The sequence below is a fragment of the Spongisporangium articulatum genome, from assembly GCF_044465595.1.
GTDB lineage: Bacteria > Actinomycetota > Actinomycetes > Actinomycetales > Kineosporiaceae > Spongisporangium > Spongisporangium articulatum.
Genome location: NZ_JBITLV010000010.1, coordinates 1 through 20,413 on the forward strand (window position 1 = coordinate 1; position 20,413 = coordinate 20,413).

The following is a 20,413-nucleotide window of genomic DNA, read 5'->3' on the forward strand; positions in this document are numbered from 1 at the left end:
GTACAACACTCAGCGAGGTCACCACGCCCTCGGAGGCCAGCCCCCGATCAGCCGCGTCGTGTCACCAACCTGATGGCCGGTTACACCTAGGACGCCGGCCGGATCATGCGTTTGCGCATGATCAACGGGGAGACGATGCGTTTGTGCATGATCAGCGCTGGGGGGGGAGAGGTCAGCGGGAGGCGCGGGCGGTCGACTCCCGGACCACGAGCCGGGTCGGCAGCATCGTGGTGGCCGGCGGCTCGCCCGTGATCAGGTACTCCTGGAGCGCCGCCCCGGCCGCCGCGCCCAGGTCGAGCGCCGACAGGTTCACCGACGTCAGCCTCGGCTGGACCAGCTCCGAGTAGGGCAGGTCGTTGAACCCGACCAGCGACAGCCGTCCGGGGACGTCGATGCCGAGGGTCCGGGCCGCCTGCAGCACCCCGTAGGCGTGCAGCTCGTCGCCGCACACCACCGCCGTGACCCCGGCGGCGTCCCAGGCCGGCCAGGCCGTGCTGAACGCGTCGCGCGCCGAGCTCAGGGTCAGGACGTCGAGCTCCAGGTCGGCCACCACCGCCGAGCCGAGCCGTTCCAGGCTGGAGGCCAGCGCCTGACGCCGGGTCTGCAGCGACGCCTTGTCCCGGCTGACGCCCACGTAGCCGACGGCCCGGTGACCCAGCCCGGCGAGGTGGTCGGCGAGCTGCCCCGCCGCGCCCACGACGTCCAGGTCGATGCCCGGGATCCGGGGGTGCGCCTCGGCGGCGTCCAGCAGGAGCGTCGGGCAGGTGGGCACGAAACCGTCCATCAGGTGCCGACCCGGGGTGGCGATGATCAGCCCCGCGAAGTCGCCGGCCAGCGCCCGTTGCAGGGTGCCGAGGTCGTAGTCGCTGCCCTGGTTGGGCATCAGCAGGGTGAGCGACAGCTCGTCGTCCAGCGCCCCCGAGAGGCCCTCGAGGACCATCGAGAAGAACGGGTTGGTCGGGTCCGGGCAGACGAAGCCGATCGTGCTCGACCGGCCGCGGGCCAGCGCGCTCGCCGTCTGGTTCAGCCGGTAGCCGAGGTCGGCCACCGCCTCCCAGATCAGCTGCTGGGTGGACGAGGCGACCCGGCCCTCACCCTTGCCGTTCACCACCAGTGAGACCGTCGCGACGGAGCAACCGACCCGCCGGGCCACGTCGCGGGCCGTGACCCGCCGCGGCAGGGCTCCCGTAGTCATCCCGGCATTGTGGCCCACTCTGATCACGAACGGATGGGGGTCAGACGCCCGTCGTCGAGCGGGGGTAGGCGACCCCGGGGTCGGTCAGCACGTTGATGCAGTACGGCACACCGCTGTCGAAGCCGCGCCGCAGCGCCCCGGCGAGCCCGTCCGGGGACGTGACCAGTTCGCCGTCCCCACCCAGCGCCTTGACCACCTCGTCGTAGCGGGTGCCGGGGCGCAGCTCGGCCGCCACGTCGTAGCCGTAGAGGAACTGCATCGGGAACTTCTCCAGGCCCCAGATGCCGTTGTTCCCGACCACCATCACCACCGGCAGCTTGTGCCGGACCAGCGTGTCGACGTCCATCAGCGAGAACCCGGCCGCGCCGTCGCCGAGCAGGAGCACCACCTGGGACGACGGGTGTGCGATGCGCGCCGCGATCGCGTAGCCCAGGCCCGTGCCCAGGCAGCCGAAGGGGCCCGGGTCGAGCCAGCGGCCCGGGCGGCCCGGCTCGACGAACCGGCCGGCGAACGAGACGAAGTCCCCGCCGTCGCCGATCACCACGGCGTCGTCGGCCAGCTGGGCGGCCAGCTCGCCGTAGATCCGCGCCGGGTGGATCGGGTCGCTCGGCGAGGTGAGCAGCTCGGCGTCCGCCTCGACCGCGGCCTCGTGCGCGGCGCGCAGCTCGGCCCGCCAGACGGGGACGTGCGGGTGGGCGCCGGTCCGGTCGACCCGGGCCCGCAGGCCCTCGAGCACGAGGCTCAGGTCGCCGGCCGCCGAGGCAGCCAGGGACACGTGCCCGGCCAGCTGGGACGGGTGGTCCGCCAGGTGGACCACGGGGGCCTGAGGGGCTCCGTCCTTGCCGCCGAAGGTGCCGTACCCCAGCCGGAAGTCCAGCGGCGTGCCGACGACCACGACCAGGTCGGCCCGCCCGAACGCGGCCGAGCGGGCCCGCGTGACCAGGCCCGGGTGGCTGGGTGGCAGGACGCCGCGGCCCATCCCGTTGGCGATCACGGGCAGGGCCAGGTCGTCGGCCAGCGCGCGGGCGGCGGCCTCGGCGCCGTCCACCCAGACGTCCGAGCCGAGCACCAGCACGGGCCGTTCGGCCTGCGCCAGCAGGCCCGCGACCGAGTCGAGGGCGTCGTCGTCCGGTGCGGTCGGGGTGTGGCCCTGCGGCACCGGGACGGGGGCCTCGGCCCGGCTGAAGAGGTGGTCCATGGCGACGTCCAGGAACACCGGGCCGCGGTGCGGCGACGCGGCCAGGCGCAGCGCGGCGTCCACCTCCTGGGCCACGGTCTCAGGCCCCTCGACGGTGCCCGCGTACTTGGTCACGGTGTGCAGCAGCGGTGGGTGGTCCATCTCCTGCAGGGCCCCCGTGCCCCAGCGGAACTGCGGGGCGCGCCCGCCCATGACGAGGACGGGGGAGCCGTTGAAGTGCGCCGTGGTGACGGCGCTGACCGCGTTGGTCACGCCCGGGCCGGCGGTCACGACGGCCAGCCCGGTGGTGCGGGTCAGCTTGGCCAGGCCCTCGGCGGCGAACACGGCGGTCTGCTCGTGCCGGACGTCGATCAGCGGCAGTGGCGGGTCGGCCTTCACCGCCCCGTCGTAGAGCGGGAAGACGTGGGCGCCGGACAGGGTGAACATGGCCTGCACACCGTGCGCGCGGGCGGACGCCACGGCCAGCTCGCCACCGTGGCCCTCGAGTCTTCCCACTGCCTGGGCGCCTTCGCTCATGCGGCGCACATTACTCGGCGCTCTTCTGGCGGCAGCAGGCATAAGGGCGCCGAACGTGGTGCGCGGCACTTTGCGGGGTCGCAGCAATCGTGGGACCTATGGCAGACTGTGACCCGCGGGTCACCCCCGCCCGGTTCCTACCCGGAACCCCGTTCGGCCCCATGCGACTCCACCGTGTCGCCGGGTCGCGACCGCTTGGTCGCCGACCGCACACCGCTCTCGGAGTCAGGCCACAGCGAGTCGCTCTGTCCCTTTCGTCAGTGCGTTCCCGTGAGGGGTTTTTGATGTCCGCCGAGATGCTCGAGTCGTTGCCCACGTCCCCGCTGCCCCAGATGGCCCCGCTCGCCGACGCCGCCGCCGCGGCCGTCGCCGGTGCCGCCGGTGCGCAGGGCGTAGCCGACGCTCGGCCCGGCTCTCAGCAGTACCCAGCGAGCGGAGCGAGCGCCAGTCAGCACCCGGACCCGGCCGACCCGGTCTTCGCCATGCACGTCGGCGGCAAGCTCGAGGTGGTGGCCAAGTCGCCGCTGCGGACCCGCCGTGACCTGTCCCTGGCCTACACCCCGGGCGTGGCCGAGGTGTCCCGGGCGATCGCCGCCGACCCGACCCTGCTCGACGTCTACACCGGCCGGGGCAACACGGTCGCGGTGGTCTCCGACGGGACGGCGGTGCTGGGCCTGGGCGACATCGGCCCCGGCGCGGCCATGCCCGTCATGGAGGGCAAGGCGATGCTGTTCAAGCACTTCGCCAACATCGATGCCGTGCCGATCTGCCTCGACACGACCGACCCGGACGAGATCGTCGAGACCGTCGCCCGGCTGGCCCCGACGTTCGGCGGGATCAACCTGGAGGACATCTCGGCGCCGCGCTGCTTCGAGATCGAGCGCCGCCTCCAGGAGCGGCTCGACCTGCCGGTCTTCCACGACGACCAGCACGGGACGGCGGTCGTGGTGCTGGCGGCCCTGCGCAACGCGGCGCTCGTGGTCGGCAAGCCGCTGGCCGGGCTGCGGGTGGTGATCTCGGGCGCCGGTGCCGCCGGTGTCGCGATCGCGGCGATCCTGGCCCGGGCCGGCGTCCGGGACGTGGTGGTGACCGACAGTCGCGGCGTGATCGGCGCCCACCGCACCGACCTGACCCCGCACAAGGTGCAGCTGGCCGCCCAGACCAACCCGCGCGGGGTGTCCGGCGGGATCGCGGAGGCCCTGGCGGGGGCCGACGTGTACGTGGGCGTCTCGGGCGGCACGGTGCCCGAGGAGGCCGTCGCCGGGATGAACACCGACTCGATCGTGTTCGCCCTGGCCAACCCCGACCCGGAGGTGCACCCCGACGTGGCGGTCCGCTACGCCGCGGTGGTCGGGACCGGGCGCAGCGACTTCCCGAACCAGATCAACAACGTCCTGGCCTTCCCGGGGATCTTCCGGGGGGCTCTGGACGTGCGGGCCACGCGGGTCAGCGAGGGCATGAAGCTGGCCGCCGCGGTGGCCATCGCCGACACCGTGGAGGTGCCCAGCGCGGGCGAGGTCGTGCCGAGCGTGTTCGACGAGCGGGTGGTCGACAACGTGGCGGCCGCGGTCGCGGAGGCGGCCCGGTCGGAGGGCATCGCCCGGCGTTGACCGGCTGTGAGCACCTGCCTCCGGCCTGTCGTGGTTCCGAAACGAAACACGACATGCCGGAGCGGCGTGCTTACTGATGTTGCTGGTGGGGCTAAATTCCGCTGTGCTTGTGCCGAAGCAATGGGAAGCGCTACGCCAAGATCGTCCGATAGGGGCGGAATTGCCCGAACGTTGCGCTCTGTGACCATCGGTGGTCGTAGAGTGCTAAGCCGTTCGGGTCAGCACCGCCACTGGTCAGGGCGAAGAGGTTGCGCTAAAGGTCGTCGGGACGGAAGAGTCCTGACTGTCATGTCGTGTGAGCTGGGAGTTGCGAGAGCTTGATGGACGAGAACCAGTCCGGCGCGTCCGGCACACACCGTGAGGACTCCTTCGACATCGCGGTACGCGGGTACCACCGCGTCCAGGTGCAGGAGTACATGGCGCGCAGCAACCAGCTGATCGCCACCCTCGAGCAGCACCTCGCCGTCGCGCGGGCCGACCTGCAGCGGGCCCAGAGCGAGGCCGATGAGGTCAAGGGCGAACTCGACCGGGTGCGCTCCGAGGAGCCGCAGGCCAAGCCGGTCCACGAGGAGATCTCGGAGCGCCTGTCGCAGATCCTGAAGCTGGCCAACGAGGAGGCCGCGCAGGAGCGCCAGAAGGCGGACAGCGAGATCGCCTCCCTGCGCTCCAACGCTCAGGACCAGGCTGCCCGTGAGCTGGCCGAGGCCCGCCGCGAGGCCGAGGAGACGGTGCGCGTCGCCCGCGAGACCGGGGAGCGCGAGCTCGCCGAGGCCCGCCGCGAGGCCACGGCCGCCATGCAGCACGCCAAGGAGGAGGCCGACCGCTTGCGGCTCGCCTCCGTCCGCCAGACCCAGGAGCTGCTGGACGAGGCCCAGCGCCGCGCCAGCGCGGTCAACGACGTCTCGCACCAGCGCCTCGAGACGCTGACCGCGACCCACGGCGAGGCCGTGCTGCGGCTCAGCCAGATCCGCGACGTGCTGGCCGACCTGCTCGACCGCGACACCGAGGCCGGGTCGCTGGCCCAGGTCGTCGAGGCCGTGGTGCACGCGCCGCGTCCGGTCGAGGAGCCCCTCACGGCGCCCGCGCTGGCCCCGCTGGAGGACCCGACGCCCCTGCCGGAGCCCTCGAGCAGCAGCGCGCCGGCCCCGGCCGCCGCGCCGGCCCCGTCCTACTCCTCGTACCTGTCGGAGGAGACCGTCACCACCGAGCCCGTGGCGGCCGCCGCTCCCGCGGCCGGCGACGAGGTCGACGGCGCCTTGGCCGACGCCGAGCTGGACGAGGAGGACGACCTGTCCACCCCCGACCGTCTCGACGACGTCATCTACCCGACGAGCTCCGGGGCCTCGCCGATCGACCTGCGCGAGCGCCGGGCCCGCTCGCAGGGCACCGAGTGATCGCCCTGCTCTGAAGCACTCCCCGGCGCGGGGGTCGTGACCTGGTTCACGGCCCCCGCGCCGTCGTTTGCCGGGGCGCCCGCTAGCGTGCTGAGCATGCTCGCCGCCTACGCCGCCGCCATCGACCCCGACAAGCCGCTGGACGGCCTGGTCGTGGGGGAGCGCCCCGAACCCGAGGTCCCGCAGGGCTGGGCCAGGGTGAAGGTGAAGGCCGTCAGCCTGAACCACCACGACCTGTGGAGCCTGCGCGGCGTCGGGCTGCCCGCCGACCGGCTGCCGATGATCCTGGGCTGCGACGCCGCCGGCTACGACGAGGACGGCAACGAGGTCGTCGTCCACGCCGTCATCGGCGACCCGGACTGGAAGGGCGACGAGACGGTCGACCCGAAGCGCTCCCTGCTGTCCGAGCGGTACCAGGGCGCCCTGGCCGAGTACGTCGTCGTGCCCCGCCGGAACCTGGTCCCGAAGCCCCCGGAGCTGAGCTGGGAGGAGTCGGCCTGCCTGCCGACCGCCTGGCTGACCGCCTACCGGATGCTGTTCACCCAGGGCGCTGTGACGCCCGGGTCCACGGTGCTCGTGCAGGGCGCCGGCGGCGGGGTCGCGACCGCCCTGATCGCGTTGGGCGCGGCGGCCGGGGTGCGGGTCTGGGCGACCAGCCGGGACGAGGAGAAGCGGGCCAAGGCGCTGGAGCTCGGCGCCGCCGCCGTGTTCGACTCGGGGGAGCGGTTGCCGGAACGGGTCGACTCGGTGATGGAGACCGTGGGCGCCGCGACCTGGGCGCACAGCGTCAGGTCCCTGAAGCCCGGCGGGTCCATCGTCATCTCGGGGGCGACGTCCGGCCCGAACCCGAAGGCCACGGAGCTGAACCGGATCTTCTTCCTCCAGCTGCGGGTGATCGGCTCGACGATGGGCACCCGCGACGAGCTGCACCGGCTGGTCGAGTTCCTCCGCGTCACCGGCGTCCGGCCCGTCATCGACAGCGTGCTGCCGTTGAGCGAGGCGCGTACCGGCATCGAGCGGATCCAGTCCGGCGACGTGGTCGGGAAGATCGTCCTGACGCCCTGAACGGACTACTGCTGAGCGGACTCTCAGGGAGTCTTCGCGGCGGCGGACTACAGTGGCGGGGCTGTCTCGGTCGGTGCTGATCGAGTTCTTCGCCGTCCGGAGGAAGCTCGTTTGTCACTCCTGTCCGAGTATCCGGCCGCACTCCTGCGGCGCGAGTTCTTCGCCGGCCTCGTGGTCGCCCTCGCGTTGATCCCCGAAGCGATCTCGTTCTCGATCATTGCCGGGTTGGACCCGAAGGTCGGCCTGTTCGCCTCGGCCACGATGGCCGTCACCATCGCCTTCACGGGCGGGCGCCCCGCCATGATCTCGGCCGCGACCGGCTCGGTCGCCCTGGTGCTCGCGCCGCTGTCGCACGCGCACGGTCTGCCCTACGTGGTGGCCGCCGTGGTCCTGGGGGGCCTGATCCAGGTGGGGTTGGCGCTCGCGGGCATCGCCGCCCTGATGCGGTACATCCCGCGCAGCGTGATGGTCGGGTTCGTGAACTCGTTGGCCATCTTGATCTTCCATGCACAGTTGGTGCATCTGGTCGACGTCCCGTGGGCGGTCTACCCGCTGCTGGCCCTGGGCCTGCTGATCATGGTCGGGCTGCCGCGGCTGTCGCCGGCGGTCCCGGCCCCGCTGGTGGCCATCGGCGTGGTCACGGCGATCGCGTGGGGGCTGCACGTGGCCGTGCCCACCGTGGGCGACGAGGGCGCGCTGCCGACGTCCCTGCCGGTACCGGGGCTGCCCGACGTCCCCTTCACTCTCGACTCGCTGCGGCTCGTGCTGCCCACCGCCGTGGCGGTGGCCCTGGTCGGTCTGCTCGAGTCGCTGCTCACCGCCAAGCTCGTGGACGACGTGACCGAGACCCGCTCGGACAAGACTCGGGAGAGCTGGGGGCAGGGGGTGGCCAACGTCGTCACCGGCTTCTTCGGCGGGATGGGCGGCTGCGCGATGATCGGCCAGACCATGATCAACGTGAAGGTCAGTGGGGCCCGGACCCGGCTGTCCACCTTCCTGGCCGGGGCGCTGCTGCTGGCCCTGGTGCTGCCCGCCGGACCGCTGGTCTCGCGCATCCCGATGGCCGCCCTCGTCGCCGTCATGGTGCTCGTCTCGGTGGCCACGTTCGACTGGCACAGCGTCGCCCCGGCCACCTTGCGCCGGATGCCGCGCAGCGAGACCTCCGTCATGGTCGTGACGGTCGCCGTGGTGCTGGCCACCAGCAACCTCGCCTACGGCGTGATCGCCGGGGTGCTCGTGGCCTCGGTGCTCTTCGCCCGCCGGGTCGCGCACCTCGTTGAGGTGGTGCCGTCGGCGGTCGAGGACGGCACGCGCCGCTATGCCGTGCGGGGGCAGGTCTTCTTCGCCTCGTCGAACGACCTGGTCGAGCAGTTCGACTACGCGGGCGACCCGGCGTGCGTCGTCGTGGACTTCAGCGGCGCGCACGTCTGGGACGCCTCGTCGGTCGCGGCGATGGACGCCGTCGCCGCCCGATACGCCCGGCACGGGACGACGGTCGAGTTCGTGGGCCTGAACGACGACTCGGCCCGGCGACACGAACGCCTCGCGGGTCAGCTCAACGTCAGCTGAACCACGGGCGCAGGTCAGGGACGGGTGAGGCCCAGCCAGTCGTACCAGCCGTTGTGCAGGACCAGCCAGGCGATCAGGCCGTAGCCGGCCTGCCCCGGCCGCAGCCCGTCACCGGAGGCGAGGTCGGTCAGCCACGTCTCGTGGGTGGCCAGGGGCGTGAACGTGTCGACGTAGGGCACCTCGCGGCGGCGGCACACGTCACCGAACGTCCGGGACAGCTCCTCCACGGCCCGGTTCGTCTCGGCGTCCGCGACCGGCGGCGGGCCGACGACGAACGCCGGCAACCGGCGCGAATGGGCGTCGTCCAGCACGTTGGCCAGGTTCAGCCGGGCCCGGGGGACCGACAACCCGGCCTGCGCGTCCCGGTGGCCCAGGCCGACCACGAGCCGGCAGTCGCCACCGGCGGCCGGGGCGTCGCCGTAGCGCAGCGAGCTCTCGCCCCACCAGCGGGCCGCCAGGTCGGCGGTGCTCTCGCCGGGCACGGCGAGCTGGAAGACACTCACCGGACATTCGTCGTGCGGCGTGCGGGCGGCCACCCGGCCGACCCAGCCCAACGCCTTCGCGTCGCCGACACCGGCCACCAGCTCGTCACCGAGCACGACGATGCGGATCTCCTCGCGCGGGGCCGCGGGCATCGTCACTCGTCCTCGTCGTCGGCGCGGGCCAGCCAGGTGGCGAACCGCTCGACCGGGGTCTCGAACTCGGGGTTCAGGTCGACGAAGTCACGCAGCCGGTCCGCCAGCCACGACAGCGTCACCTGCTCCTCGCCGCGACGCTCCGCCAGCTCCTCGATCCCTCGGTCCGTGAAGTACATGTGCACATTGTGGCGGACGTGACCGTAGGTAGCTCGGCACGGCACGCGCCCGGCCGAGCTACCTACGCAGCGTCAGCGGTTGAAGGCCTGCGCGATCAGCGCCGCCTGCTCCGCCTGGTGCTTCTTCGGGGAACCGCTCGCGGGCGACGCCGACGCCGGGCGCGACACCCGCAGCAACGGCCGCCCGGCCAGCTCCTGCGGCAGCGTCAGCGCGACGTGCGGCCACGGGCCTTGGTTGGCCGGCTCGTCCTGCACCCAGACCAGCTGCGCGTCCGGGTAGGGGGCGAACGCGGCCTTCAGCCCGGCGACGTCGAGCGGGTAGAGCTGCTCGCACCGCACGATCGCCGTGCTGGTGTCGCCGCGCTTGGTCCGCTCGGCCACCAGGTCCCAGTAGATCTTGCCGGAGCAGATCAGCACCCGGTCGACGGTTCCCAGCGACTGCGACTCGGGGATCACCGGCAGGAACGTCCCGCTGGTGAAGTCCTCCACGGCCGAGGCCGCCGCCTTCAGCCGCAGCATGGACTTCGGGGTGAAGACGATCAGCGGCCGGCGCGGCTTGGCGTAGGCCTGGCGGCGCAGCAGGTGGAAGTACGACGCCGGGGTGCTGGGCTGGGCGACGGTCATGTTGTTCTCGGCGCACAGCAGCAGGAACCGCTCGATCCGGGCCGAGGAGTGGTCCGGCCCCTGACCCTCGTAGCCGTGCGGCAGCAGCAGCGTCACCGACGAGCGCTGACCCCACTTCTGCTCCGACGAGGAGATGAACTCGTCGATGATGGTCTGCGCGCCGTTCGCGAAGTCGCCGAACTGGGCCTCCCACAGCACGAGCGCGTCGGGCCGCTCGACCGAGTAGCCGTACTCGAAGCCCATGGCCGCGAACTCGCTCAGCAGCGAGTCGTACGTCCAGAACTTGGCCTGCTCCTCCGTCAGCTCGGCCAGCGGGGTCCACTCGTCGCCGGTGATCTTGTCGGTGAGGACCGCGTGCCGCTGGGTGAACGTGCCGCGCCGGGTGTCCTGCCCGGTGAGGCGGACGGGCACGCCCTCCATCAGCAGCGAGCCGAGGGCCAGCAGCTCGCCGAAGCCCCAGTCGACCCCGCCCTCGCTGGCCATCGAGGCCCGCCGCTCCAGCAGCGCCATCAGCTTCGGGTGCACGGTGAAGCCCTCGGGGGGCGACACGTAGGCGTCGCCGATGCGCTTGAGCACGGCGGGCTCCACGGCCGTCGGGTGCGGCGCCGTCTCGTCGTCCGCGTGCTGCTGGGCGATGGGCAGGTCGAGCCCGGCGGTGACGTCGGTGCGCTCGGGGGCCGGCGCCTGCTGGGCCTCGCGGGTCTCCGTGAACACCCGCTCCAGCCGGCCCTGGTAGTCGCGCAGCGCCTGCTCGGCCTCCTCGACGGTGATGTCGCCGCGGCCGATCAGGCCCTCGGTGTACAGCTTGCGCACCGACCGCTTGGCCTCGATCAGGTTGTACATCAGCGGCTGGGTCATCGAGGGGTCGTCACCCTCGTTGTGACCGCGGCGCCGGTAGCAGACCATGTCGATGACGACGTCCTTGTCGAACTCCATCCGGAAGTCGAAGGCCAGCCGGGCCACGCGCACGCAGGCCTCGGGGTCGTCGCCGTTCACGTGGAAGATCGGCGCCTGGATCATCCGGGCGGCGTCGGTCGCGTACACCGACGACCGCGAGGACGAGGGCGCCGTGGTGAAACCGACCTGGTTGTTGACCACGACGTGCACGGTGCCGCCGGTGCGGTAGCCGCGCAGCTGGGACAGGTTCAGCGTCTCGGCCACCACGCCCTGCCCGGCGAAGGCCGCGTCGCCGTGCATGAGAACCGGTAGCACGGAGAACATCTCGCCGCGCAGGTTCAGGCGGTCCTGCTTGGCCCGCACGACGCCCTCGAGCACCGGGTTCACCGCCTCCAGGTGGGAGGGGTTGGCGGCCAGGTAGACCTTCGTGGTCTGGCCGTCGGCGGCGGTGAACTCGCCCTCGGTGCCCAGGTGGTACTTCACGTCGCCGGAACCCTGCACGGAGCGCGGGTCCTGCTGGCCCTCGAACTCGCGGAAGATCTGGCCGTAGCTCTTGCCCGCGATGTTGGCCAGTACGTTGAGCCGGCCGCGGTGCGGCATCCCGATGCAGACCTCGTCGAGGTCGGCCTCGGCGGCCGCCGAGAGCAGCTCGTCCAGCAGCGGGATGACGCTCTCGCCGCCCTCAAGGCTGAACCGCTTCTGCCCGACGAACTTCGTCTGCAGGAAGGTCTCGAACGCCTCGGCCGCGTTGAGTCGGCCGAGGATGCGGAACTGCTCCTCCCGGGAGGGCTTCTCGTACTTGCGCTCCAGACGGGCCTGCAGCCAGCGCCGCTGTTCCGGGTCCTGGATGTGCATGTACTCGATACCGACTGTGCGGCAGTATGTGTCGCGCAGGACGCCGAGGATGTGCCGCAGCTTCGCGTGCGGCACCCCGCCGAAACCGCCCGTGGGGACCTCTCTCTCGAGGTCCCACAGGGTCAGCCCGTGCGAGGTGATGTCCAGGTCCGGGTGGCGGCGCTGCTTGTACTCGAGCGGGTCGGTGTCGGCCATCAGGTGGCCGCGGACCCGGTAGGAGTGGATCAGCTCCTGGACCCGGGCGGTCTTGTTGATCTCGTCGTCGTGCGCGACCGAGATGTCGCGCACCCAGCGCACCGGCTCGTAGGGCAGCCGCAGCGCCTGGAACAGGCGGTCGTAGAAACCGTCCTCGCCCAACAGCTTCGAGTGCACGATCCGCAGGAAGTCGCCGGACTGGGCGCCCTGGATGATGCGGTGGTCGTACGTCGAGGTCAGGGTCATGATCTTGCTGACCGCCAGCCGGGCCAACGTCTCCTCGGAGGCGCCCTGGTACTCGGCCGGGTACTCCATCGCCCCGACGCCGATGATCGCGCCCTGGCCCTTCATCAGCCGCGGCACGGAGTGCACGGTGCCGATGGTGCCCGGGTTGGTCAGGCTGAGCGTGACACCCTGGAAGTCCTCGACCCCGAGCTTGTTCGTGCGCGCCCGGCGCACGACGTCCTCGTAGGCGGCCCAGAACTCCGAGAAGTCCATCGTCTCGCAGTGTTTGATGGCCGGGACCAGCAGCTGGCGCGACCCGTCCGGCTTGGCCAGGTCGATCGCGATGCCGAGGTTGACGTGCGCCGGGCGGACGAGGGCGGGCTTGCCCTCGTCCTCGGTGTAGCTGGCGTTCATCTCCGGCATCTCGGCCAGCGCCTCGACCAGCGCGAAGCCGATCAGGTGCGTGAAGGAGACCTTGCCGCCGCGGGTGCGCTTGAGGTGGTTGTTGATGACGATGCGGTTGTCGATCAGCAGCTTCGCCGGGACGGCGCGCACGCTGGTCGCGGTGGGTACCTCGAGGCTGGTCTCCATGTTGGCGACCACCCGCCCGGCCGGACCCCTCAGCCGCACGACCTCGGCCTCGCGGGTCTCCTTGGGGGCGGTGCTCGGCGCCTGGACGTCACGCGGGGTCCGCGCGGGCGCCGCCTTCGCGGCGGGGGCCGCGGGGGCGGCAGCTTCGGGGGTGGGTGTGGCCTGGGTCGACTGCGGGGACGGCGCCGCCGTGGGAGCCGCGGCGGGTGCGGCCGGCGCGGGGGCCGGGGTGAACGCGGCCGGTTCCGTCTGGCGGGCGGCGGGCCACGCGGCGCTCGGGGCCGGGGCGTTGGGCCGGGGCGCGGTGCCGTTGCCCGCGGGCGCGACCCGCTGGCCGGTCTCGCCGCCGGGGACGCCGATCAGCGAGTCGCCGGAGCTGTTGGACGCCGACCCGCCGGCGGTCGGTCGGGCGCTGCTCGTGCCGCCCGGTGCGTCCGGTGGCGAGTAGTCGGCGAAGAACTCCCACCACGCCGGATCCACCGACGACTTGTCAGCCAGGTACTGCTGGTACAGCTCGTCCACGAGCCATTCGTTGGGACCGAACTCGGTGGCCGACTGCTCCGAGAACTGCGACACCGGCGTTTCGCCTTCTTCCGGGTGAGAAATTCGTCGGATCAACCTTAACGCGATTCGGTGTCCGGACAGGTATGAGACGTGTCGGGTTCGCCGTAGGCGATCAACACGTCTCACGGTGATCACCGACACGTGGCCCATCGGCGTCCCCGCGGTCCGGTATTAGACTGGGCGAACGTGCGATTCCTCGACGGCCAGACGCCTCACCACGACCTGACCTACTCGGACGTGTTCCTCGTCCCGAACGCCTCGTCCGTCACGTCGCGGCTCGACGTGGACCTCACCACCGCCGACGGCACCGGGACGACGGTCCCGGTCGTCGCCGCCAACATGACCGCGGTGACCGGCCGCCGGATGGCCGAGACGATCGCCCGCCGCGGTGGCCTCGGAGTGCTGCCGCAGGACATCCCCGCCGACGTGATCGCCGACGTCGTGGCCCGGGTCGGGGCCTGCCACCCGGTCTTCGAGACCGCCCTGACGCTCGGCCCGCACGCCACCGTGTCCGAGGCCCTCACCCTGCTGCCCAAGCGGGCCTCCGGGGTCGTGGTCGTGGTGGACGGCGAGGGGCGCCCGGTCGGCGTGGTCACCGAGAACGACTGTCGCCACGTCGACCGGTTCACCCAGCTGCACGAGGTGATGTCGCAACGCCCGCTGGTGCTGGAGGCCGCCCGGATCGAGGCGGACGGCGGGCTGCAGCCGGCGTTCGACGCCCTGTCGGGGGCCCGGCGCAAGGCCGCACCCGTCGTCCGGGACGGCCGCCTGGTCGGCCTGCTCACCCAGACCGGGGCGCTGCGCTCGACCATCTACACCCCGGCGGCGGACGCCGGTGGCCGGCTGCGGGTGGCGGCGGCGGTCGGGATCAACGGGGACGTCGCCGCGCGGGCCAAGGCGCTGCTGGACGCCGGGGTCTCGGGCCTGGTCGTCGACACCGCGCACGGCCACCAGGACAAGATGCTGGACGCGCTGCGCGAGGTGCGCGGGCTGGACCCGCAGGTGCCGGTGGTGGCGGGCAACGTCGTCACCGCGCAGGGGGTGCGCGACCTGGTCGCCGCCGGCGCCGACATCGTGAAGGTAGGGGTCGGTCCGGGGGCGATGTGCACGACCCGGATGATGACCGCCGTCGGCCGTCCGCAGTTCAGCGCGGTGCTCGAAACAGCCCGCGCTGCAAAGGAACTCGGCAAGTCGGTGTGGGCGGACGGCGGCGTGCGGCACCCGCGCGACGTCGCCCTCGCGCTGGCCGCGGGGGCCAGTCAGGTGATGATCGGCTCGTGGTTCGCCGGTACCCACGAGAGCCCCGGCGACGTGCTGCTGGACGAGCGGGGCCGCGCCTACAAGGACAGCTTCGGCATGGCGTCGGCGCGCGCGGTCGCCGCCCGGACGCGGGGTGACTCGCCGTTCGAGCGGGCCCGCAAGGCCCTGTTCGAAGAGGGCATCTCGACCGGTCGGATGTACCTGCAGCCCGGCCGCTCCGGCGTGGAGGACCTGCTCGACGAGATCACGTCGGGCGTGCGCAGTGCCTGCACCTACGTCGGGGCCCGCGACCTGGCCGAGTTCGCCGAGCGGGCCGTGGTCGGCGTCCAGTCGCACGCCGGCTACGACGAGGGCCGCCCCCTGCCCACCTTTGGAAGTTGATCATGCAGAAACCTCGCGCCTTCCCCGGGGTGGGCGAACGCCCGTCCCGAGCCAGGCGCGAGGTTTCTGCATGATCAACTTCAGAGGGAACCGCGGGCGGGCGGTGGGCGTTGCCGCCACTACGATGACCAAGGTGCCTGACAGACACCCCATGAGACAGTCGATCTGCCGGTGACCGCCTGGCTCCTGCTCGGTCTGGGCGTCCTGCTCACCGCCGGCACCGCGATCTTCGTCGCCGCCGAGTTCTCCCTCGTGGCGCTCGACCGTTCCACCGTCGAGCGGGCCGTCGAGAAGGGGGACAAGCGGGCGGTGGGCGTGCTGTCCGCCGTCCGGACGCTCTCCACCCAACTGTCCGGCGCCCAGGTCGGCATCACCATCACCACGCTGGTGGTCGGCTTCCTGGTCGAGCCGTCGCTGGCCGCGTTGCTCAGGGGGCCGCTGGAGTCGGTCGGCCTCGGTGACGCGGCGGACGGCGTCTCGGTCGGGGTCGCGCTGGCCGTGGCCACCGCCTTCTCCATGGTGTTCGGCGAACTGGTGCCCAAGAACCTCGCCATCTCCGAACCGCTGCGCACCGCGAAGCTCGTGACGGGCGCCCACCGGGCCTTCACGGCCGCGGCCCGCCCGCTGATCGTCGTCCTGAACGGTTCGGCGAACCGGTTCCTGCGCAGCGTCGGCGTCGAGCCGCAGGAGGAACTGTCCGGCGGCCGTTCGCCCGAGGAGCTGGCCTCGCTGGTCCGGCACTCGGCCGAGGCCGGCACCCTCGACCGGGACACGGCCCGGCTGCTGACCCGCTCGCTGAGCTTCTCCGAGCGCACGGCGGCCGACGTGATGACCCCGCGCGTGCGCACGCTGGTGCTGCAGCGTGACGACCCGGCCGCCGACGTCCTGGCCCTGGCCCGCCGCTCGGGGCACAGCCGGTTCCCGGTCGTGGACGGCGAGCTCGACGACGTCCTGGGGGTCGTGCACCTCAAGAGTGCGGTCGCCGTCCCCAAGGAGAAGCGGGACGGCGTCCCCGTGGCCGCGCTCATGACCGAGGCGCTGCGGGTGCCCGAGACCGTGCGGCTCGACCCGCTGCTGCTGCAGCTGCGCCAGCCCGGCTACCAGCTGGCGGTGGTCGTCGACGAGTACGGCGGTACGGCCGGGGTCGTCACGCTCGAGGACGTCGTCGAAGAGCTGGTCGGTGAGGTCGCCGACGAGCACGACCGCAGTCGCCCGGGGCTCGTGCAGCGGCGCGACGGCAGCTGGGCCGCGCCCGGTCTGATGCGCCCCGACCAGGTGCGCGACGTGACCGGACTACCGGTGCCCGACGGCCCGGCCTACGAGACGCTCGGCGGGTTCGTGATGGCCGAGCTGGGCCGGATCCCGACGGTCGGCGACGAGGTGTCGGTGCCCGGAGCCGTGCTGAAGGTGGAGCGGATGGACGGCCGCCGGGTCGACCGGGTCGGGCTGGTCCCGGTGCCGGAGACCGCTCCGGAGGCGTCGGCTACGTCGGAGGGGGCCGGCGATGAGTGACCTGAACGGCATCCTGATCACGGTCGGCCTGCTGCTGCTGAACGCGTTCTTCGTCGGCGCCGAGTTCGCGGTCATCTCCGCGCGCCGCAGCCAGGTCGAACCGCTGGCCGAGGCCGGCAGCATGCGCGCCCGCACCGTGCTGTCGGCGATGGAGCGGGTCTCGCTGATGCTGGCCTGCGCGCAGCTGGGCATCACCGTCTGCTCGCTGGGCCTCGGGGCGGTGGCCGAGCCGACGGTCGCCCACCTGATCGAGCGGCCCTTCGGGGCGCTCGGCCTGCCCGAGGACCTGTTGCACCCGGTGGCGTTCGCGATCGCGCTGACGCTCGTCGTCTACCTGCACGTGGTGATCGGCGAGATGATCCCGAAGAACCTGGCCCTGGCCGGCCCGAACCGCGCGGCCCTGCTGCTGGCGCCGCCGCTGGTGGCGATCGCCCGGGCGGTCTCGCCGATCATCGTGGTGCTGAACTGGGTCGCGAACATGTGCCTGCGGCTGTTGCGGGTCGACCCCAAGGACGAGGTGGCCAGCGCCTTCACGCTCGAGGAGGTCGCCTCGTTCGTGAACGAGTCGGCCCGTGAGGGCCTGGTCGACCAGGGGCTGCTGACCGGCGCGATCGAGTTCAGCGACCGGCGCGCGGGCGATGTGATGGTGCCGGTGGAGCGGCTGATGACCGTCCCGTTCGGGGCCACTCCGGCGGACGTCGACCGGATGGTCGCGCGGACGGGCTTCAGCCGGTTCCCGGTCAGCCCGGCGGAGGACCCGCAGGGGACGCCGCAGACGACCGGGGAGCTGGTCGGCTACCTGCACATCAAGGACCTGCTCTACGCCGACGACGGGCGGCACGAGGAACCGGTGCCGGAGAAGCGCATCCGCAGCCTGACCACGGTGCTCACCGAGGCCGAGGTGGAGGAGGTGCTGGAGACCATGCAACGGGCCGGGACGCACCTGGCCCGCGTCGCGGACCGTGACGGGACGACGGCCGGCGTGGTGTTCCTGGAGGACGTCCTGGAGGAGCTCGTCGGCGAGGTCCGGGACGCGACCCGACGCGACGACGTCGGCGTGTGAGGGACGCGTGCGTCCGGGGGGAATCCAGGGGCAAGCGTTGCAGCGGGCTCATCCGAAGCGCGGTGGTGAGACGCCCCACCTTTTGGTGACGCTGTGCTCACGAGGCAACGCAGAGTGAAGTGTGTCCCTCGGCGACTTGATTCCGGTACTGGAGACCCCTTTATAGTTCCGTGACCAGTCCTTGCAGGATGTGGTCATTCCCCGTTCGCGGGGCCGTTGTCGGCCGAGCAACACCAGGGAGGACGCCAGGTGCCGTCGCATCGCGCCGACGCTTCCTCGGGGCACGGTCGCCCGATCCCGTCGGCGAACTTCGGCCCCCGTCCGGCCAACCTGGCTCCGCGGACTCGCGACCTCCTCCAGACCGGCACCCGTCCGGCTCCGCGTCCCGCTGCGCAGCCCGCCCGTCAGCCGATGACGCGGCGCGAGCAGCGGGCCATCGAGACCGGCCGGTTGCCCCGCGTCGACCTGCGCACCGATCCGCGCGCCCCGCAACCGGCGTCGCGACGCCCCGAGTCGCGCCAGGAGCGCCCGGACCAGCGGCAGGACCAGCGGCAGGACCGTCGTCCGCAGTCGCGCCAGTCGGGCCGTCCGGAGCGGCAGCGCACGCAGCCCGGCCCGGTCCCGCCCAACCCGTACAGCTACCCGGCCTTCCCGGGCCCGGCGCGCCCGGTCGGCACCCGGCGCAGCGCCCGGCGGCCCGAGCAGGCGCAGCGCCCGCAGGGGCGGCGCACGCCGAATCTCGCGCTGAGCGGCCGCCAGGCGGGCATCGCCGGGGTCCTCGGCATCGCCACCATCGCCGCGCCGATCAGCGGGGCCATGGCCGGCCCGGCGGCCAAGACCGCGCTCAACCCGATGACGAGCGTGACGTCGTCCACCGGCGTCGAGGCGCTCAGCGTCGTCCCGTCGACCACCCTGAGCAGCGACGGCGGGCTGCTGGCCGCGCCGAGCACCGTGATCGTCAGCCGGGCCTCGCGCTCGGGGGAGCGCTCGGTGCTGCCGGGCTGCGACGGCAAGAACCACGCCAAGGGCGCCCGCAACGGCCAGCTGCCCAGCAGCGCGCTGTGCACGCTGTGGGACGGCCGGTACAAGCTGCGCGGCGATGCGGCCGTGGCCCTGGCCAAGATGAACGTGGCCTACAAGAGGCACTTCGGCGAGAACATCTGCCTGAACAGTGCCTACCGCTCGTACTCGCAGCAGGCTGCCCTCCGGGCGCAGAAGCCGGGCCTGGCCGCTCCGGCGGGCACCAGCAATCACGGCTGGGGCCTGGCGGTCGACCTGTGCGACGGCGTCGAGAAGGGGTACGGCTCGCGGTTCCAGTGGCTGCGCGAGAACGCGGGTGCCTACGGGTTCGCGAACCCCGACTGGGCCCGTTCCGGCGGCAGCGGCCCGTACGAGCCGTGGCACTGGGAGTACGTCGCCGGCGAGTGACGTCGTCCCTCTGTGCGTTGATCACGCACGAACGCAGCATCTCCGGCCGGTGAGTGGACTCCTCACCTGAGCTAGATGCTGCGTTTGTGCATGATCAGCGCAGTGGTCAGCTGGCGAGGCGCTGCTGGCGGGCGGCGACGCGCTCGGCCCGGTAGATGTCCTCGCGGTCGTCCTCGGTGAGGCCGCCCCACACGCCGTACGGCTCGCGAACGCTCAGCCCGTGCTGGCGGCACTGCTCGATCACGGGGCATCCGGCGCAGACGGCGACGGCCGCGGCGTCACGCTTGCGGCGGGCCGGGCCGCGCTCGCCGTCCGGGTGGAAGAAGAGGCGGGGGTCGGCCTCGCGGCACGCGCCGTCGAGCTGCCATTCCCAGACATCGGCTACGGCGACGGGAAGTCGGGAGAGCTCAGCCATCTCAGGGTCCTCCGAATTCGATCACAGAATCTGGTGAGCCGCCGTGCTGGTCTGCCCGTTTCTGGAGCCGCCGCCGTGCGAGTGATCAGGACTCTAGCCACCGCGTCGTAAGTTGTTCAACCCTTTCGACGCAGAAGTTGTTCAACTTTTTTGGATGCTTGGCATTAGCCCAGGTCAGCGAGCACATGGCGGGCGAATCGTTTCAGTCTGGGACACCCGAGGATCGCGAATCGTTTCAGCGAATCGTTTCAGCAGGGCCTCCCGACGGGCCCTCGCGCCACCCCCCGCCTAGGCTCGCGCCATGATCGACAGCCGGAACCAGCGCGAGGACGCGGGCCCCTCGGAGCCACCGGCCCGCCTCGTCACCGAGTGGGCGGCCTACGGGATCGTCGTGGCGGCGGCCCGGTTCGTGCCGGTCCCGCTCGTCGACGACCTCGTCCGCGACCGCGCCACCCGGCTGGCCGTCTCGCGGACCCTGAAGGCGCACGGTCGTGGCTACGGGGTGTCGCAGATCGAGCCGGTCTACGGCGGCGCCGAGGGCACCGCCCACCAGGTCCGGCGCTACGTGGCCTCGATCCCGCGGCGGGTCCTGCTCTTCCCGGTGCGCAAGTACGTGGCGTTGTTCGGTTCGGTCAAGGGGGTGCCCTCCGACGTGCTGGCCACCGTCCTGCTGGCCCGCACCCTGCACCGCCACCTGGCCCGCGGCGGCCTCCCCGAGGCGGCGCCGGAGAAGGCGCGCGAGGCCGAGGCCCGCCGGTTGCGCCGGGCCTACGACGCCGCGCTCGAGGAGCTCGACCTGAAGGTCCTCACCGGTGCTCTGGGGGAGAGCCTCTCGCGGGGGAGGGATCTCACGGGGGCGGCGGTGAAGGCGGCCCGGCGCCTGGTGCGCCGGGAGGACGACGACCCGGTGGACGACGACCGCACGGTGGGTGCCGCGGCCGAGGGCGTCGCGGGTGTCCTGAGCCGGCACGAGCTGGCGCCCGCCGTGGCGGAGTTCGACGCCCGGGTCGACGCCCGCTACGCCGAGCTGCCGGAACGCTGA

General features: G+C 72.4%; 15 protein-coding genes. 9 read left to right on the forward strand and 6 right to left on the reverse strand.

Annotated elements, in window-relative coordinates; all coding sequences use genetic code 11:
- Positions 1 to 172: 172 nt before the first annotated feature.
- Both ACIB24_RS22275 and ACIB24_RS22280 read right to left on the reverse strand, forming a co-directional pair.
- The gene (locus ACIB24_RS22275; protein WP_398284410.1) at positions 173 to 1,195 is read right to left on the reverse strand and encodes a LacI family DNA-binding transcriptional regulator; all 1,023 of its coding nucleotides are present in this window, start codon (positions 1,193 to 1,195) and stop codon (positions 173 to 175) included.
- 40 nt (positions 1,196 to 1,235) lie between these two features.
- The gene (locus ACIB24_RS22280; RefSeq protein WP_398284411.1) at positions 1,236 to 2,909 is read right to left on the reverse strand and encodes an acetolactate synthase; all 1,674 of its coding nucleotides are present in this window, start codon (positions 2,907 to 2,909) and stop codon (positions 1,236 to 1,238) included.
- Between the two features lie 332 nt (positions 2,910 to 3,241).
- Here ACIB24_RS22280 and ACIB24_RS22285 point away from each other — a divergent pair, with 332 nt between their 5' ends.
- The 4 genes from ACIB24_RS22285 to ACIB24_RS22300 all read left to right on the forward strand — a co-directional run bounded on the left by ACIB24_RS22285 (position 3,242) and on the right by ACIB24_RS22300 (position 8,547).
- Complete coding sequence (locus tag ACIB24_RS22285; RefSeq protein WP_398284486.1) at positions 3,242 to 4,519, forward strand: NADP-dependent malic enzyme; 1,278 nt, start codon at positions 3,242 to 3,244, stop codon at positions 4,517 to 4,519.
- Between the two features lie 320 nt (positions 4,520 to 4,839).
- Positions 4,840 to 5,913 carry a hypothetical protein gene (locus tag ACIB24_RS22290; RefSeq protein WP_398284412.1) on the forward strand — a complete coding sequence of 358 codons (1,074 nt, stop codon included), beginning with the start codon at positions 4,840 to 4,842 and terminating at the stop codon, positions 5,911 to 5,913.
- A 96-nt stretch (positions 5,914 to 6,009) separates the two neighbouring features.
- The gene (locus ACIB24_RS22295) at positions 6,010 to 6,978 is read left to right on the forward strand and encodes a zinc-binding dehydrogenase (RefSeq protein WP_398284413.1); all 969 of its coding nucleotides are present in this window, start codon (positions 6,010 to 6,012) and stop codon (positions 6,976 to 6,978) included.
- Positions 6,979 to 7,089: 111 nt separating this feature from the next.
- Positions 7,090 to 8,547 (forward strand): SulP family inorganic anion transporter, encoded by a 1,458-nt coding sequence (locus ACIB24_RS22300; protein WP_398284414.1) that lies wholly within the window; start codon positions 7,090 to 7,092, stop codon positions 8,545 to 8,547.
- Positions 8,548 to 8,561: 14 nt separating this feature from the next.
- Here ACIB24_RS22300 and ACIB24_RS22305 read toward each other — a convergent pair whose 3' ends face one another.
- The 3 genes from ACIB24_RS22305 to ACIB24_RS22315 all read right to left on the reverse strand — a co-directional run bounded on the left by ACIB24_RS22305 (position 8,562) and on the right by ACIB24_RS22315 (position 13,324).
- Positions 8,562 to 9,182, reverse strand: a complete 621-nt coding sequence (locus tag ACIB24_RS22305; RefSeq protein WP_398284415.1) for a GDSL-type esterase/lipase family protein — start codon at positions 9,180 to 9,182, stop codon at positions 8,562 to 8,564.
- 2 nt (positions 9,183 to 9,184) lie between these two features.
- The gene (locus tag ACIB24_RS22310; protein ID WP_398284416.1) at positions 9,185 to 9,361 is read right to left on the reverse strand and encodes a DUF6104 family protein; all 177 of its coding nucleotides are present in this window, start codon (positions 9,359 to 9,361) and stop codon (positions 9,185 to 9,187) included.
- Positions 9,362 to 9,433: 72 nt separating this feature from the next.
- Complete coding sequence (locus ACIB24_RS22315; RefSeq protein ID WP_398284417.1) at positions 9,434 to 13,324, reverse strand: multifunctional oxoglutarate decarboxylase/oxoglutarate dehydrogenase thiamine pyrophosphate-binding subunit/dihydrolipoyllysine-residue succinyltransferase subunit; 3,891 nt, start codon at positions 13,322 to 13,324, stop codon at positions 9,434 to 9,436.
- 174 nt (positions 13,325 to 13,498) lie between these two features.
- Between ACIB24_RS22315 and ACIB24_RS22320 the strand changes: the two genes are divergently transcribed.
- From ACIB24_RS22320 to ACIB24_RS22335, 4 genes are all read left to right on the forward strand, one after another.
- Entirely contained in the window at positions 13,499 to 14,953 is a 1,455-nt protein-coding gene (locus tag ACIB24_RS22320) for a GuaB1 family IMP dehydrogenase-related protein (RefSeq protein WP_398284418.1), read from the forward strand.
- A 171-nt stretch (positions 14,954 to 15,124) separates the two neighbouring features.
- Positions 15,125 to 16,465: a hemolysin family protein gene (locus ACIB24_RS22325; protein WP_398284419.1), complete on the forward strand. Its 1,341-nt coding sequence runs from the start codon at positions 15,125 to 15,127 to the stop codon at positions 16,463 to 16,465.
- Positions 16,458 to 17,528 carry a hemolysin family protein gene (locus tag ACIB24_RS22330; protein WP_398284420.1) on the forward strand — a complete coding sequence of 357 codons (1,071 nt, stop codon included), beginning with the start codon at positions 16,458 to 16,460 and terminating at the stop codon, positions 17,526 to 17,528. Before ACIB24_RS22325 ends, ACIB24_RS22330 begins: the two co-directional genes overlap by 8 nt.
- A 249-nt stretch (positions 17,529 to 17,777) precedes the next feature.
- Positions 17,778 to 18,956 carry a D-alanyl-D-alanine carboxypeptidase family protein gene (locus ACIB24_RS22335; RefSeq protein WP_398284421.1) on the forward strand — a complete coding sequence of 393 codons (1,179 nt, stop codon included), beginning with the start codon at positions 17,778 to 17,780 and terminating at the stop codon, positions 18,954 to 18,956.
- A 106-nt stretch (positions 18,957 to 19,062) separates the two neighbouring features.
- On the opposite strand, the gene ACIB24_RS22340 is transcribed toward ACIB24_RS22335, so the two are convergent.
- On the reverse strand, positions 19,063 to 19,371 hold the full coding sequence (locus ACIB24_RS22340; RefSeq protein WP_398284422.1) for a WhiB family transcriptional regulator: 309 nt from the start codon (positions 19,369 to 19,371) through the stop codon (positions 19,063 to 19,065).
- A 301-nt stretch (positions 19,372 to 19,672) separates the two neighbouring features.
- On the opposite strand from ACIB24_RS22340, the gene ACIB24_RS22345 reads away from it, so the two are divergent.
- Positions 19,673 to 20,413 carry a hypothetical protein gene (locus tag ACIB24_RS22345; RefSeq protein ID WP_398284423.1) on the forward strand — a complete coding sequence of 247 codons (741 nt, stop codon included), beginning with the start codon at positions 19,673 to 19,675 and terminating at the stop codon, positions 20,411 to 20,413.

Coding starts and splice junctions, on each gene's coding strand:
- ACIB24_RS22280 (WP_398284411.1), bottom strand. CDS start 2,909: ATGAGCGAAGGCGCCCAGGCAGTGGGAAGACTCGAGGGCCACGGTGGC.
- ACIB24_RS22285 (WP_398284486.1), top strand. CDS start 3,242: ATGGCCCCGCTCGCCGACGCCGCCGCCGCGGCCGTCGCCGGTGCCGCC.
- ACIB24_RS22330 (WP_398284420.1), top strand. CDS start 16,458: ATGAGTGACCTGAACGGCATCCTGATCACGGTCGGCCTGCTGCTGCTG.
- ACIB24_RS22310 (WP_398284416.1), bottom strand. CDS start 9,361: ATGTACTTCACGGACCGAGGGATCGAGGAGCTGGCGGAGCGTCGCGGC.
- ACIB24_RS22275 (WP_398284410.1), bottom strand. CDS start 1,195: ATGACTACGGGAGCCCTGCCGCGGCGGGTCACGGCCCGCGACGTGGCC.
- ACIB24_RS22290 (WP_398284412.1), top strand. CDS start 4,840: ATGGACGAGAACCAGTCCGGCGCGTCCGGCACACACCGTGAGGACTCC.
- ACIB24_RS22305 (WP_398284415.1), bottom strand. CDS start 9,182: ATGCCCGCGGCCCCGCGCGAGGAGATCCGCATCGTCGTGCTCGGTGAC.
- ACIB24_RS22340 (WP_398284422.1), bottom strand. CDS start 19,371: ATGGCTGAGCTCTCCCGACTTCCCGTCGCCGTAGCCGATGTCTGGGAA.
- ACIB24_RS22295 (WP_398284413.1), top strand. CDS start 6,010: ATGCTCGCCGCCTACGCCGCCGCCATCGACCCCGACAAGCCGCTGGAC.
- ACIB24_RS22345 (WP_398284423.1), top strand. CDS start 19,673: ATGATCGACAGCCGGAACCAGCGCGAGGACGCGGGCCCCTCGGAGCCA.